We start from the raw sequence: 14,536 nt of genomic DNA, 5'->3' as shown, positions 1-14,536 counted from the left end.
TTCTTGGCGCGAACCCGCCTAGCCGCCGATGCGGCGCAACTCCACCAAACGTAAATTCTCGTCGAAGCGGATGAGAAACCGTCCGTGCACCCCCTCGCGAGTGACGAAAGGCCGCAGGCTGGCCGCCGGGAAGCGCAAGCGGCTGCCGTCATCGGCGGTGACCGCCACCGTCGAGGCCCGGCCGCGATAATACCGCAGCAGCTCCTCGGGTCCCACATGCAGGGAGAAGCGGGCCTGGGGCATGATCAGCCCTCGGCGAGACTCGCCGGCAATCCCTCGGCCAGGGTCGGATAGCGCAGCTTAACCTCAAGGCGCTCGAGCATCCGGGTATTGTCCATGCGCCGCGATTCGCCAAGGTAAGAGATCATCAGCGGCGTCATCACCCGGCGCGCTTCCTCCATGGAAACCAGAGGCGGACGGGGCAATCCCGCCAGTTCGGCGACCGCCAGGAAATATTCTGTCATGGTACTGGGATGCCCGTCGCTGACGTTGAAGATCTCCCCCGCTTCCCCCTTCTCGGCGGCGGCGACACAGACCTGAGCCAGATCGTCGGCGTGAATGCGATTGGTCGGCGCCGACTCTTCCAGGCGCAGCAGGGGATGGCCGTCGATCAGCCGGGAAATGGGAATCCGGCCGGGGCCGTAGATCCCGGTGACGCGTAAAATGACAACGGTGACGCCCTGTTCCGCCCCCCAACGCAGCAGGGTCTGTTCGGCGTCGTAGCGGCGCTTGGCTCGGGCGGTTTGGGGGTTGGCTGGGGTCTCCTCGGTAACCATCGCGCCGCCGCAGTCGCCGTAGACGCCGCTGGTGCTGATGTAAACCAGCCGTTGCGGCGCGCGCTCGCCGCTGGCAACGGCGCAGAAGTTGCGCACCTTGGGATCGGTGATGCCGCCGCCGGGCGGCGGCGCGAAATAGAAGATCAGTGTGTTGGCGGTGGGCAGCTCGAGCAGCTCGTCCGGATCGTTGAGATTGGCGACCAGCGGCCGGATCCCCACCTTCTTCAACTTCGCGGCGCTCTCCTCACTGGCGACCACGCCAACAACCTTGCGCCCGGCAGCCGTAAGCAAGCGCCCGACCCGGCGGCCAATGTCGCCGCAGCCGACAATCAATATCTCCCTCTCTTCCGCCATCGTCTTTTCCCCCTGACTCACGCGAGACTCTTCGCGGCGATTTCGTAACAGTCCGGCGACAGGCCCTCGGCCGCCAGAATCCGTTCCAGTTCCTTACGCATCAGCCCCTGTCGCGCCCCGTCATAACGCCGCCAGCGGCTGAGGGCACCGAGCAGGCGGGCCGCCACCTGGGGATTAAAGGGGTCGATGGCCAGCACCTGATCGGCGCAGAAGCGGTAGCCCTCCCCGTCGGCGGCGTGAAAACGGGCCGGATTCCCCTGACAGAAAGCGCCGATGAGGGCGCGCACCTTGTTGGGATTGCGGATATTGAAGGCCGAATCCGCCATCAGGCGGCGCACCTCGTCCAGGGCCTCCGGGCGGCGGGAGGTCGCCTGGAGCAGGAACCATTTGTCCAGCACCAGCGGGTCGTCCGCCCACTGCTCGCGAAAGCGGGGCAAGGCCTTCTCTCGGCGCGGGTCGGTGCTGTTGGCCAAACAGCCAAGAGCGGCGAGGACGTCGGTCATGTTGTCGGCGGCCTCGAACTGCTCCAGGCACAGGGAAAGGGAGTCTGCGTCCTCCCGGCTCATCAGGTAGGCGAGACAGAGATTTTTCAGACTTCGGCGACCGATGGCCGCCGGTTCCGGCCGGTAGGGGCCGGCATCCCGGCAGCGGCGATAGCCCTGGAAGAAATCGTCGCGCAGTTCTTCGCCCAGGTGTCGGCGTAAGCTCTCCCGCGCCTGATGGATGGCGGCGGGGTCAATCACTTCCAGCTGTTCGCCGAGATAGGTCTCGGTGGGCAGGGTCAGGGCGAGGGCGAGCAGCGCCGGATCGCTTTCGGCATCATTGAGGGCCGCACGAAAAGCCGCGACAAAGGAGGAATCGAAAGCCTCCTCCCGACCGTCGCCAATCGCCGTCACCTGCCGCAGCAGCAGATCGCAGGCGAGCTGCTGCCCGGCCTCCCAGCGGTTGAAAGGGTCGCTGTCATGGGCCATGCGCAGGGCCAGATCGGCCTGGAGCCAGTCGCCACGCAGCCGCACCGGGGCGGAAAAGCCCCGCAACAGCGAAGGAACCGGCCGCTCCTTCAGATCGACAAAGCGGAAGGTTTCGGTTGCGTGCCGCAGCTCCAGCACCCGCGTCCCCGCCACGGCCGGGGCCGTTTCTCCCTCCAGGCGCAGGGGCAGATCGCGGCCGTCGGGACCGAGCAGACCAGCGGCCAGGGGAATGTGAAAGGGCTCCTTCAGCGGCTGCCCTGGCGTCGCCGGACAGCTCTGCCGGACCGTCAGATCAAAGGTCCGGGTCGCGGCATCGTAAGCGCTTTCGACCTGCAGTTCGGGGGTGCCGGCCTGCTCATACCAGCGCTGGAACTGCGTGAGATCGATGCCGCCCGCCTCGGCCATCGCCCGCAGAAAATCGTCAGTGGTCGCCGCCTGCCCGTCATGGCGCTCCAGATAGAGGCGCAAACCCTGGCGAAAGCGTTCGGGGCCGAGCAGGGTGTGGTACATACGAATGACCTCGGCCCCCTTGTTGTAGACCGTGGCGGTATAGAAGTTGTTGATCTCCACGTAGGAGGCGGGGCGCACCGGATGGGCCATCGGCCCGGCATCCTCGGGGAACTGGCTGTTGCGCAGAATGCGCACATCCTCGATGCGCTTGACCGCCGCCGAGCCCATATCCGCCGAAAACTGCTGGTCGCGGAAGACGGTCAACCCCTCCTTGAGGCTGAGTTGGAACCAGTCCCGACAGGTGACCCGGTTGCCGGTCCAGTTGTGGAAATATTCGTGGCCGATGACCCCTTCGATCCCCTGATAATCGGCGTCGGTAGCGGTCTCCGGACGGGCCAGCACGTATTTGGAGTTGAAGACGTTGAGCCCCTTGTTCTCCATCGCCCCCATGTTGAAATCGTCGACCGCCACGATCATATAGATATCCAGATCGTATTCCAGGCCGTAAACCTGCTCGTCCCAGGCCATGGCCTTTTTCAAGGAGGCCATGGCGTGCTCGCATTTGGCGCGGTTGCGGGCCTCGACATAGAGGCGCAGAGCGACCTCGCGCCCGGAGGCGGTGGTGAAGCGGTCGGCGATTTCGACCAGATCCCCCGCCACTAGGGCGAAGAGATAACTCGGCTTGGGGAAGGGATCGTCCCAGCGGGCGAAATGGCGGCCATCCGGCAACTTCCCCGCCTCAACCAGATTGCCGTTGGCCAGAAGGACCGGATAACGGGCGTACTCGGCGACGAGGGTGACGGTATAGCGGGCGAGGACGTCGGGGCGGTCGGGAAACCAGGTGATCTTGCGGAAGCCTTCGGGCTCGCACTGGGTGCAGAAGTTGCCGCTGGAGGTGTAGAGGCCTTCGAGGGAGGTGTTCTCCCGGGGATGGATGACCGTTTCGATCTGCAGGGAGAAGGTGTCGGGGACTCCGGCGATACTCAGGTTCTCGCCAAGGATACGGTAGTCCCCCTCCCCCAGCTCCCGCCCGTCAAGGCGCAAGGAGAGCAATTCCAGGTCGCGGCCAAAGAGGGTCAGAACCGGGTCGGTGGTGGCGGCGTCGGGATTGCGCCGCAGCTTCAGCGCGGCGGTAACGAGGGTGCGGGCGTCATCGAGATCGAAGTGCAGATCGACGGTATCAACCAGGTAAGTCGGCGGCACATAGTCCTTGAGCCGAACTTCCCGGGGTTGCGAATCGGACATGGGAAATCTTCTCTCCTGGGCAACCGGGGGCGTCGCCGGCGGCGAGAAAAGCCCCCATTCAGCCATTTCATATTAAAGGCTCATGAGCGGAGAGTGAATATAACAATTTTTTGCCGGGCTGACCACGGAAACTTTCGCCACTACGGCGCAGTTTCAGGGCGGAATGGGAGCGAGCCCGTCAGAGCAAGCCGAAGCGCTTGAGCACTTCGGGGGGGGCGTCGTCATGATGGGAGAACTCCATGGTGAAGGTCCCGCGCCCCTTGGTGGCGCCGCGTAACTCGGTCATGTAGCCGAACATCTCCACCAGCGGCACTTTCGCCCGAATAACCTCCAGATCGCCCCGGCTCTGGACACCTTCAATGCGGCCGCGCTTCTGCTGCAGAGAGCCGAGGACCTTGCCGGCGTAATCGCCCGGGGCCAGCAGCTCAATGACCATGACCGGCTCCAGCAGCAGCGGCCGTCCTTCCCGGGCGGCCATGGCCAGGCCTCGCTGAACGGCGGCGCGCAGACCCGGCTCGGTGGTCAACCCCGGCACAAAAGGGGCCTCGACCAGCTCGACCCGCAGATCGGTGAGAGGATAGCCGACCACCAGACCCGCCGCGCAGGCGGACTCCAGCCCTTGCCGGGCCGCCTCGCGCAACTCCGCCGGCAGCGCACATCCCCCTTCGGCGGGGAGCAGAATCTTCAGCCCTTCCCCCCGGGACAGGGGGGTCAGCCGCAGCAAAACCTCGCCATCCTGCACCTTCCCTTCCACTTCGCGATGAAAGTGCTCGCGCCATTCCACCTGCCGGCCCAGGGTTTCGCGGTAAACCACCTGCGGCCGGCCGGTCTTGACCTCGACCCCGAAATCCCGCGCCAGACGGGTGGTCAGCACTTCCAGGTGCAGCTCGCCCATGCCGACGAGGATGGTCTGCCCGGTCTCCTGATCCTCCCGCACCCGGAAGGTCGGATCCTCCCATTGCAGCTTCTCCAGGGCCGGCGGCAATTTGTCCCGGTCATCCACCCCCTTGGGCTCCACCGCCAGGGAAACGACCGGCTCGGGGAAGGACAGTCCGGCCAGCAGCAGGGGATGATCGACGGCGCAGAGGGTGTCGCCGGTGAGCACGCTCTTCAGCCCGGCGGCGGCAACGATGTCCCCAGCACCGGCCTCGTCGAGACGTTCACGGCGATGGGCGTGCATGCGAAAGAGACGGGCGACCTTTTCGTGACAGACCTGGGTACTGTTCCAGACCGCGTCCCCGGCCTTGATCCGCCCGGAATAGATGCGCAGGTAAGTCAGCTTGCGCCCTTCGTCGGCCACGACCTTGAAGGCCAGGGCGCAGAGCGGGCCGGTAGCGGTACTGGGCAAGAGCTCTTCCCGTTCGGGGTGGCGCGGATGCCGGGCCGAAACCGGTGGCAGATCGAGGGGCGAAGGCAGGTAGGTGCCAACGGCGTCGAGCAGCGGCTGAATCCCCTTATTGCGCAAGGCCGAGCCGAGCAGTACGGGATAAATCCGGCACTCCAGGGTGCCCCTCCGCAAAGCGGCACGCAGCCGGAACGGGTCGATCTCGCGACCTTCAAGAAAGTCGTCGAGAATCCCGTCGTCGAAGTCGGCGGCCGCCTCGACCAGGGCCTCCCGGGCCGTCCGCGCTTCTTCACGCAGTTCGTCGGGGATCGCTTCAGCGCGAACCGTACTCCCCTGATCGTCTTCGTCGAAACGCAACAGCTGCTCGTCAAGCAGATCGATCACCCCGGCGAAAGCCCCTTCGCAGCCCAGGGGAATCTGCAGCAGGACAGGACGGGCGCCGAGCTGTTCCCGCAGCTGCTCACAGACCGCCCGGTAGTCGGCGCCGATGCGGTCGAGCTTGTTGATCAGACAGATGCGCGGCACCCGATAGCGGTCGGCCTGACGCCAGACCGATTCGCTCTGCGGTTGCACCCCCTCGACGGCGCTGAAGATCGCCACCGCGCCGTCGAGCACCCGCAGGGAGCGCTCCACCTCGATAGTGAAATCGATATGCCCGGGAGTGTCGATGAGGTTGATCCACAGCTCCCGCCAGCGACAGCTGGTGCTGGTGGCGGTGATGGTGATACCGCGCTCCTGCTCCTGATCCATCCAGTCCATGGTCGCCGAGCCGTCATGGACCTCACCCATGCGGTGAATTTCGCCGCAGTAGAAGAGAATCCGCTCGGAAACCGTCGTCTTGCCGGCGTCGATATGGGAGATGATGCCGATATTGCGTACCGTGCGCTGCTCCAGATCCATGACCACACCCCAAGTAACTATAATGAATTTGGGCAATTATACCCATTGTCCGGGGCACGGCAAGGAAAAAGGGGGCAGACGTCAGGGGTTGGGCAGGGTGAAGACCAGGCGCTGACCGTCGTAGGCCAGCTCGGTACCGGTGGGGAGGAGCGGGGCATGACGGCTGTAGTCGACGTCATGACTGAGATGGGTGAGGATGGTGCGCCCGGCGCCGAGGCACTCGGCCACGGCCAGAGCCTGGGCGATACTCAGGTGGCTGAGGTGGGGGCGAAAGCGCAGACCGTCGATGATCAGGATATCGATTCCGGCGAGCAACTCCAAGGTCGCCTCGGGAACGGAACTGCAATCGGTGAGGTAGGCGAAGGGGCCGATGCGGTAGCCGAGGGAACGCCCCGGGCCATGGACCAGCGGCAGGGGGAGAATCGGCAGCCCGAAAAGGGAAAAGCCTGCGCTGATCTCCTGTGCGCATAGGCGGGGGCGATAGCCGGGCTCGTCATCATTCTCGAAGATATAGGCAAAGACCCGGCGCAGTACGGCGAGATCCTCGGCGCAGGCGTGGATGGGAATGGCCGACCCCGAGGCCAGATTGAAGGGGCGGAGATCGTCGATGCCGTTGACATGGTCGGCGTGGGTGTGGGTGAAGAGGACCGCGTCGACATGGGTGATGCCTTCGCGCAGGGCCTGCTGACGCAGGTCGGTGGAGGTGTCGATGAGGATGTTGTGGCCGTCGAAACTGAGTAGGATGCTGCAGCGGGTGCGCTGGTTGCGCGGTTCCCGGGAACAGCAGACCGGGCAGGTGCAGGCCGGCACCGGCACCCCGGTGCTGGTGCCGGAGCCGAGAATGGTCACAGTGACGGCGCGCCTGCTCATGCCTTGAACGCGCCGACCTCTTCGTCGAGGGCGGCGGTCTGCCGGGTCAAGCTTTCCACGACCTGGTTGAGCTCGGCCGCGCGCAGGGCATTGTTCTCCCCGACATCGCGCAGGCTGGCGACCGCTTCCAAAACCTGACGGACCCGGCTGGTCTGTTCGCGGGTCGCCTCATCGATGCGCTCGATCATGAGGCTGATATTTTCCATACTGGTATTGATCTGGCGACTCCCTTTGGCCTGCTCGGAAGTGCTGAGCTTGCCGTGGGAGGCAATGGCGCGCATCGACTCGGCAGCGTGGGCCAACTGCTGAGCCCCCGCCGTCTGCTGCTTGATCGCCGAGGCGATCTGCCCGAGCATCGAGGAGATCTGGTTGATTGAGCCGGTGATCTGCTGGCTGCCCCGCGCCTGCTCCTGGGTGGCACGAACGATGCCGCGCACCTGGTCTGTCGCCTTGAGGGTGCTGTTGCGGATCTTTTCCAGAGCCTCGCCTGCCACCTGGGAACGGGCCACTTCTTGGTGAACCCGCTCGCTGCTGGCATCCATCGCCTTCACCGCTTCCTTCACCCCGCCCTGCAGATTGCCGATGATGCCGCCGATTTCCCGGGTCGAAACCGCGGTCCGCTCGGCCAGTTCCCGGATTTCATCGGCAACCACGGCGAAGCCCTTGCCGTGCTCGCCGGCCTGGGCGGCGATGATCGCGGCGTTCAAAGCCAGCAGGCTGGTCTGGTCAGCGACGTCGTCGATGACACTGAGAATGTTACCGATGGAGTTGGACTGGTGCCCGAGGTCGCGGATCACCCGACTCGCCCCGTCGACCATTTCGCGGATGGCGCCAATTCCCTGAATGGTGGAGTCGACCGCTTCCTTGCCCAGCTGCGAATCGTTGGCCGCCGCCTCGGAGAGACGATTGGTCATTTCGGCATTTTCCTCGATCTCTTTGATGGCGGCATCCATCTCGGTAATGGAGGAGGCCGTCACTTCCGTGGAGGAGGAAAGAATCTCCACATTCTCCATGATCTGCTGACTCGACACGGACATTTCGTTGATGGAGCTGGAGACCTCATCGACCGTGGCGAAGAGATTTTCCATCTGCTCGGCGATCTCCTCGATGGTCGAGCCGAGCTCCAGCGTCGCCGAGGAACTCTCCTCCACCGCCGTGACCAGGGTGCCGGTGCTCTCGGCGATGCCACCCAGGGTCTGCTCGATCCCCTGGATCGCCGTATGACATTCCTCGATGGAGCGGGAGGAGTGGTTCACTCCCTCGTTGACCTGCCCCGCCGAACCCCGGATGCGCTGGGCGGCCCCGCCCAGGTCGACGCGCACCACTTGCAGGCGCCGCACCATCTCCTGCAGACGGCCGAGAAACTGGTTGAAGTTGCCCGCCAGGGCGCCGACCTCGTCCTTCGACTGCACTTCCAGACGACTGGTCAGATCCCCCGCCCCTTCAGCCATTTCCTTGAGGTTGCCGACCACCGCCGAAAGGGGACGGACGATGCTGCGGGAAATACCGATACCGACAACCAGCGCCAAGGCGCCGACTCCGAGGAGAATAGCGAGAAAAAGGTTTCGCGTCTGCTGCCGGGCCGCCACCATCTCCGAGCGATCGAGGGCCAGGATCATGCCCTCCCCCTCGTCGCTGAGGGTGAAATGATGGATGCTGTACGGCGTTTCCCCAAGCGTCGCCGACCAGCTCTCGCGCCCCTGATAATCCTCGGCGCGCAGGCCACGCAATTCGTCGAGGGAAGAGGTAATCTTCCCCGAACGGCTGTAAAAGGCCAGATCCGAGCCGGCAATCCCTTTGATCTTCTTGGCGTAATCGTCATCGAGAAAGACCGCGCCGAGGAGATAGCCGATAGGGTTGTTATGAAAGGTGATGGGGGAAATGGTGACGATGGCGGGATGCCCGGCGATCTGGTCGATCCCTTTGGCACCACGGTTGGCCAACGCCGACTGAACCACGACATGATCCTTGAGCGGCTCGACCTCCAGCCCCTGGTGATCGGAATGCACACTGCTGCGCAACAGCTCGCCTTCGGCATTGAGCACCTGCAGCAGGTCGAAATGGAAAACCTGCTGGGCATTTTCGATAACCGTGCCGATATCGAGCATCTCCTCGGGAGAGCTGGCGAAATAGATGGAGTTGACCAGATCCGGAGTCTGACTGGTCAGACGCACGTAATTGCCGGCCTCATTCTCCGAGTAGGCGATGGTATTGCGCACGAACCCCGCCAGTTCATCGGCCCGCTGCTCCAGGGTCCGGTCGAATTGGCCGGAGACCGAATTCAGCAAAATGAGCAGGGCGATCACCATCGGCACCACGGAAAGGCCGATCAGAGCGAAGAGGATTTTCCAGCGCAGACTCGTCGAAGTAAACATTGCGACACTCTCTCAGGTATTAGTGGCGAAAGAACGGAACGGGCGCCGACAGCGCCCCTTGACGTACCCCCAGGAATAGTCACAACCGCCATTTCCCGTAAAAATAGCACTTTTACAAGGGCATGGGCAACGGCTAATCCCGGCGGTGGCGGCGGGAATCCTCAGGAGACGATCGATTGTACTCGTTCCGTCCCCCGCCGGGATCGATCCGGGAAAAAAGACATCCTTGGATTAAAAGCAAGAATCATTCCCGCTTTTCTCACCGCCAAAACGCCCAGCGGCTCCACCGGAAAGCCTCCGATGGAGCCGCTGGGCGTGTCTACCGATTTCTACGGCAAAAGGCGCCGGCAATCAAAGCGGGCGGCGACTCTTGCCAGCCTGGTATTCCCCGACAAAAGGATGCATTTCAATGACGACATCCTCGACGAAGGCCCCTTTTTCTACCGCGATCGGCGTCGGTGTCTCCCCCCCCAGGCGACCGTGGGGCTCGCCGGGCCGGGGCATATCCCAGGCATGAATCCGCGCCCCGAGATAGTAGGTTCCCGCCTCGGGCAGATAGAGAGTGAAGTTGCCCTTTTCATCGGAGAGGGTCGAGGCATGATCGGGCAGGCGGCGCATCTCGGCGTCGTCATAGGCCGTGGCAAAACCGCCGGGAACCGGGCGCCCTTCGGCGTCCACCAGCCGCCCGCGAATCCCGGTATCGCCCTGGACATCGACCAGCCCCTTCTTGAAGAACATCGGCGCCTTGATGGCGACCAAGGGCAGGTCGGCGACGGCCAGCTTGCCGGCCTTGACCTCTACCAGAACCCGCTGGTGCTCGGAATAATAATCCCCGGGGGAGAGCGGCCCCATGGAGCGCCCGCTGAGTCGCTTACGCGCCACCACATAGTAGGTACCGGGAGGAACGTCGAGATGATAGCGCCCCTCTCCGTCCGTCGGCAGGGAGATGTACATCGACGGCCCAAGCAGGTTGGAGATGGCATCGGGATAGATATTGACGTAGGCGCCGGCGATCGGCGAACCGTCATCCTTGCGATAGACCCGACCATCGATTCCGGTCTTGCCGTCCCGCTGGACATATTCATCGATCCAGCGTTCGGAGCTCTGTCGGGCGGGTCCGGCGCACCCGGCAACGAGCAGCAACGCCAGCAAACCCCAGATCAAGGTAACTTTTCGAGCCATGAGTCGCCTCCTGCACATCGCGCTGAAAAGCAAATGGGCCTATTAGTTCCACAACGGACGAGGGTGAAGAAACGAGGATCAAGAAAAACTCGCTCTGATTTCCTCGGTTATCGTCGTATTGTACCGGCTTGGCAGCGCTTGTCAAAAACACGACACGGGCCGGGTCAAAAAAACCGACCACGCTCGGTCGAAGATTGAAAAGGGTCCGGGGGGCCGCTAGAATGGCCGGGAATTTGGCCACATCATGAAAGGAAGCGTCCCATGGACATTCACGTCAGCAGCGCCGCCCCACTGGAACTGAAAACCCCCTGCCTGATCCTCGGCATCCATGAAAGCCGCCGTCCCTCCCCGGCAATCTTGGCGCTCAACGCCCATCTCGCCGGCGCGATCAGCCGCGCCTTTCGCGACAGGGAGTTTCGCGGCAAGGCCGGGGAAAAACTGCTGCTCCACCCGCCCGACCTCCCCGCCGAGCGCATCCTTCTCCTTGGCCTCGGCCCGGCGCGCGAGCGGAAGTTCGACCTGCGTCGGGAGCTGGCGGGGGCGGCGGCCTTTCTTCATGAACGGGGGCTGCGCGCCTGCGCCCTTGACCTCGCCAGCCTCCCCGCCCGGCAATTGCCCGTGAGCGATCTCGCCCAACTCGCCGGCGAAGCGGTCATCCTCGCCGGCTACCACTTCCGTCGCTATCGCAGCCAGGATCGCGAGAAGCCCCTGCCGGCCCCGCTCAAGCTGACCCTGCGCGTCCCCCGGCGCGACCAGGTCAAGGAGGCCAAAGCGGGCGCGGTCGTCGCGGAAGCGATCTGCCAGGGCGTCATTCTCGCCCGTGACCTGGTCAACGAACCGGGCAATGTCAAATCCCCCGAGGAACTGGCGCGCCGGGCCCGGAAACTGGCCGAGGAAACCAGCCTCGACTGCACCGTGCTCGACCGTCCGGAACTAGAGCGGGAAGGTTTCGGCGCCCTACTCGGGGTCGCCCAGGGAAGCGTCCGCGAACCGCGCCTGATCGTCCTTGAATATCGCGGCGCAGGGGAAACGCAACAGCCTATCGCCCTCATCGGCAAGGGGGTGGTCTTCGACGCCGGCGGCATTTCCTTGAAACCGGCGGAGAAGATGGACGAGATGAAGATGGATATGGCCGGTGGCGCGGCCGTGTTCGGCACCCTGTCGGCAGCGGCGCGGCTGCAATTGCCGGTGAACCTGGTCGGCCTGGTTCCGGCGGTGGAAAACCTTCCTTCGGGGAGCGCCATCCGTCCTGGCGACATCCTCACCTCCCTCTCCGGCAAGACCATCGAGGTACTCAATACGGACGCCGAAGGGCGCCTGATTCTGGCCGATACCCTGACCTACGCCAAGCGTTTCGCCCCGCGGGCGGTCATCGACATCGCCACCCTCACCGGCGCCTGTATCATCGCCCTCGGGCATGAGGCCAGCGCCGTTCTCGGCAATCACGACGGCCTGATTCGCGCCTTAGGCAACGCCGGAGAACGCTGCGGCGAACGTCTCTGGCAACTCCCCCTCTGGGAAGAATACGCCAAGCTGCTCAAGAGCGAAGTGGCCGACCTGAAGAATACCGCCGGACGTCCGGCGGGAACGATCACCGCCGCCGCTTTTCTGCAGGCTTTCGCCGAGGACTTTTCCTGGGCGCATCTCGATATCGCCGGTACCGCCTGGGAGGAAAAGGGGGTACCCGGGCGCACCCAAGGCGGGACCGGGGTCGGTGTACGTCTACTGATCCAGTATTTGCGCGACGGACTGCACCCGGCGAAAACCTCCTGAATCCAGAGCAAATACCCTGGATTCTCACATAAAAAGCATAAAAAACACGGTTGCCAGCCCGGTATTTATATGCTAGCGTTTCTGCCAAGTTCCGGAAGAGCAGGGCCGTGCCTCGCCAGCAACCGCCCGACCCCACGCGGTGGGAGGTTTATCGCGGGCTTCGGGCCGCCGGGACTTGCTATTTCAACACCGGTCGCCCGGAAAGACAAAAAGGAGCACAGGAAGATGGCAGAAGGAACGGTCAAGTGGTTTAACGACGCAAAAGGGTTTGGTTTCATTCAGCAAGATAACGGCCCCGACGTATTCGCCCATTTCTCGGCGATCAGCGGCGATGGCTTCAAATCCCTGGCCGAGGGTCAGCGGGTCCAGTTTGACGTGATCGAAGGCCAGAAAGGTCCGCAGGCCGCCAACATCGTCAAAATCTGATACCAGGCTTCTCCGAATCTCAAAAGCTCCGCGAAGCCCTTCGCGGAGCTTTTTTATGTCTGGGCGTCCGGCCCCCTTTCACCGCCGCTTCGTTCACCCTTCGTCACCCCTCCCCTGACCGGCTATCTTCCTGTTTTAGCTTTTATTTCCCAATCCCGAGCGACCCCGGTTTGACCTTGACAGAAAGGGCCGGTCTTGCTACCGTACCTCGTTCGAAATGCCTAGGAGCCGCTTGCCATGCCCGCCAATCATCCGGAGTGGAAACCATGAAGGTCCTCGTCACCGACAAGTTTTCCATGGAAGGCCTGAAAATTTTTGAGAACGCCAAAGGCCTCAGCCTCAAGTATCGTCCCGGCATGACCGAGGAAGAGCTTCTGGAGGCCGTGGCCGATGTCGATGCGCTAGTGGTTCGGGGGGGCACCCAGGTGACCGAAGCGGTCTTCGCCGCCGCCCCTTGCCTCAAGGTCGTCGCCCGCGCCGGAATCGGTGTAGAGAACATGGACCTGGTGGCCGCTAACGCCAAAGGGGTGGTCATCATGAACACCCCCTTCGGCAGCACCACGACCATGGCCGAATATACCATCGCCATGCTCCTGGCCCTGGCCCGCCAGATTCCCCAGGCCTATGCCGCCACCCGCTCCGGAGAATGGGACAGCTACAAATATCTGGGACTCGACATCGGCGGCCGTACCCTCGGCGTCATTGGCGCCGGCAAGATCGGGCGCATGGTGGTCGAACGGGCCCTCGCCCTGCGCATGCGGGTCATTGTCCATGATCCCTACATCTCCGAAGAGTTGGCCCGCCAACTCGGCGCCGAGCTGGTCGAATTCGACGACCTGCTCGCCCGCTCCGACTTCATCAGCCTGCATCTGCCCCTGAACCTCGAAACCGAAGGAATCATCGGGGACGAGGCGCTAAACAAGGTCAAGCGCGGCTGTTATATCATCAACTGTGCGGTCGGCCGCCTGATCGACGAGGAAGCTCTGGCCGAAGCCCTGCGCGACGGCCGGGTCGCGGGCGCGGCCCTGGACGTCTTCGCTAACCAGCCGCCGGGCAAGGACCACCCCCTGCTCCAGCTCGACCAGGTGATTGCCACGCCGCAGATGCGCGCCGCCACTCGCGACGCCCAGGTGAACGTGACCGTCCAGACCGCCCATCAGGTTGTCGACTTCCTGCAGAAAGGGATCGTTGTCAACGCCCTCAATGTTCCCTCGGTCAATGCCGAGATGATGGCGCTGATCCGTCCCTACGTGCAGCTCGCTGAACGCCTCGGCATCTTCCAGGCACAGCGTTGCGGCCGGGGCATCACCCAGATTTCCATCGAATATTCTGGGGCGGTCACCGCTTTTCTCATCGAGCCGCTGACCATGGCCGTGCTCAAGGGGGTCCTGACTCCCATGGTCGGCTCCCTGGTGAACTTCGTCAACGCCGCTCAGCGTGCCCGGGAACGGGGAATTCGCGTCACCGAGGCCAAGAGCAACATGGCCGAAGGTTTTTCCAACATGATCCAGGTCAAGGTCACCGGCGATGATGGCGAGCATTCAGTGTGCGGCACGGTCTTCGCCGACGACGACCAACGTATTGTGCGGGTCGACGGCTATCAGGTCGAGGCTCTCCCCGAGGGGCACATTCTGATCCTGCACAACGACGACCGCCCGGGCGTCATCGGTTTCGTCGGCCAGACTTTGGCCCAGCACAGCATCAACATCGCCATGATGAATCTTTCCCGCCGCAAGATCCAGGGCAAGGCCATCTCCCTGCTCAATGTGGACAGCCGGATTTCCGATGCCGTGATTGACGAACTGCGCGGCAACGAGCATATCCTCTCAGCCGTCCAGGTACAGATCTGACTTCGTCGAGCCCGCCAAA

At 63.5% G+C, this 14,536-nt stretch carries 10 protein-coding genes; 3 read left to right on the top strand and 7 right to left on the bottom strand.

Going from position 1 to position 14,536, the window contains the following annotated elements; translation table 11 throughout:
* Positions 1-18 precede the first annotated feature (18 nt).
* The 7 genes from BQ4888_RS07445 to BQ4888_RS07415 all read right to left on the bottom strand — a co-directional run bounded on the left by BQ4888_RS07445 (position 19) and on the right by BQ4888_RS07415 (position 10,468).
* A complete protein-coding gene (locus BQ4888_RS07445) occupies positions 19-243 on the bottom strand; it encodes a DUF2835 domain-containing protein (protein ID WP_092055852.1) in 225 nt (74 codons plus the stop codon).
* A gap of 2 nt (positions 244-245) precedes the next feature.
* Positions 246-1,130, bottom strand: a complete 885-nt coding sequence (locus BQ4888_RS07440; protein ID WP_092056388.1) for an SDR family oxidoreductase — start codon at positions 1,128-1,130, stop codon at positions 246-248.
* 17 nt (positions 1,131-1,147) lie between these two features.
* Positions 1,148-3,796: an aminopeptidase N gene (gene pepN, locus BQ4888_RS07435; RefSeq protein WP_092055850.1), complete on the bottom strand. Its 2,649-nt coding sequence runs from the start codon at positions 3,794-3,796 to the stop codon at positions 1,148-1,150.
* 178 nt (positions 3,797-3,974) lie between these two features.
* The gene (fusA, locus tag BQ4888_RS07430) at positions 3,975-6,041 is read right to left on the bottom strand and encodes an elongation factor G (RefSeq protein WP_092055848.1); all 2,067 of its coding nucleotides are present in this window, start codon (positions 6,039-6,041) and stop codon (positions 3,975-3,977) included.
* Positions 6,042-6,122: 81 nt separating this feature from the next.
* Entirely contained in the window at positions 6,123-6,911 is a 789-nt protein-coding gene (locus BQ4888_RS07425) for a GPMC system MBL fold metallohydrolase (RefSeq protein WP_092055844.1), read from the bottom strand.
* Entirely contained in the window at positions 6,908-9,286 is a 2,379-nt protein-coding gene (locus BQ4888_RS07420) for a methyl-accepting chemotaxis protein (RefSeq protein ID WP_092055841.1), read from the bottom strand. The genes BQ4888_RS07425 and BQ4888_RS07420 overlap by 4 nt, the downstream gene beginning before the upstream one ends.
* A gap of 351 nt (positions 9,287-9,637) precedes the next feature.
* The gene (locus BQ4888_RS07415; protein WP_092055839.1) at positions 9,638-10,468 is read right to left on the bottom strand and encodes an MSCRAMM family protein; all 831 of its coding nucleotides are present in this window, start codon (positions 10,466-10,468) and stop codon (positions 9,638-9,640) included.
* Between the two features lie 261 nt (positions 10,469-10,729).
* On the opposite strand from BQ4888_RS07415, the gene BQ4888_RS07410 reads away from it, so the two are divergent.
* The 3 genes from BQ4888_RS07410 to serA all read left to right on the top strand — a co-directional run bounded on the left by BQ4888_RS07410 (position 10,730) and on the right by serA (position 14,517).
* Positions 10,730-12,241, top strand: coding sequence for a leucyl aminopeptidase (locus BQ4888_RS07410; protein WP_092055837.1), 1,512 nt, complete (start codon positions 10,730-10,732; stop codon positions 12,239-12,241).
* Positions 12,242-12,466: 225 nt separating this feature from the next.
* Positions 12,467-12,667: a cold-shock protein gene (locus BQ4888_RS07405; RefSeq protein WP_092055833.1), complete on the top strand. Its 201-nt coding sequence runs from the start codon at positions 12,467-12,469 to the stop codon at positions 12,665-12,667.
* Positions 12,668-12,933: 266 nt separating this feature from the next.
* Entirely contained in the window at positions 12,934-14,517 is a 1,584-nt protein-coding gene (gene serA, locus BQ4888_RS07400) for a phosphoglycerate dehydrogenase (RefSeq protein ID WP_092055829.1), read from the top strand.
* Positions 14,518-14,536: the final 19 nt, after the last annotated feature.

Origin of the sequence: Desulfuromonas acetexigens (genome assembly GCF_900111775.1) — a bacterium.
Classification (GTDB): Bacteria; Desulfobacterota; Desulfuromonadia; order Desulfuromonadales; family Trichloromonadaceae; genus Trichloromonas; species Trichloromonas acetexigens.
The sequence above is the reverse complement of the archived record's forward strand: the minus strand, read 5'-3'. Positions and strand labels throughout refer to the sequence as shown.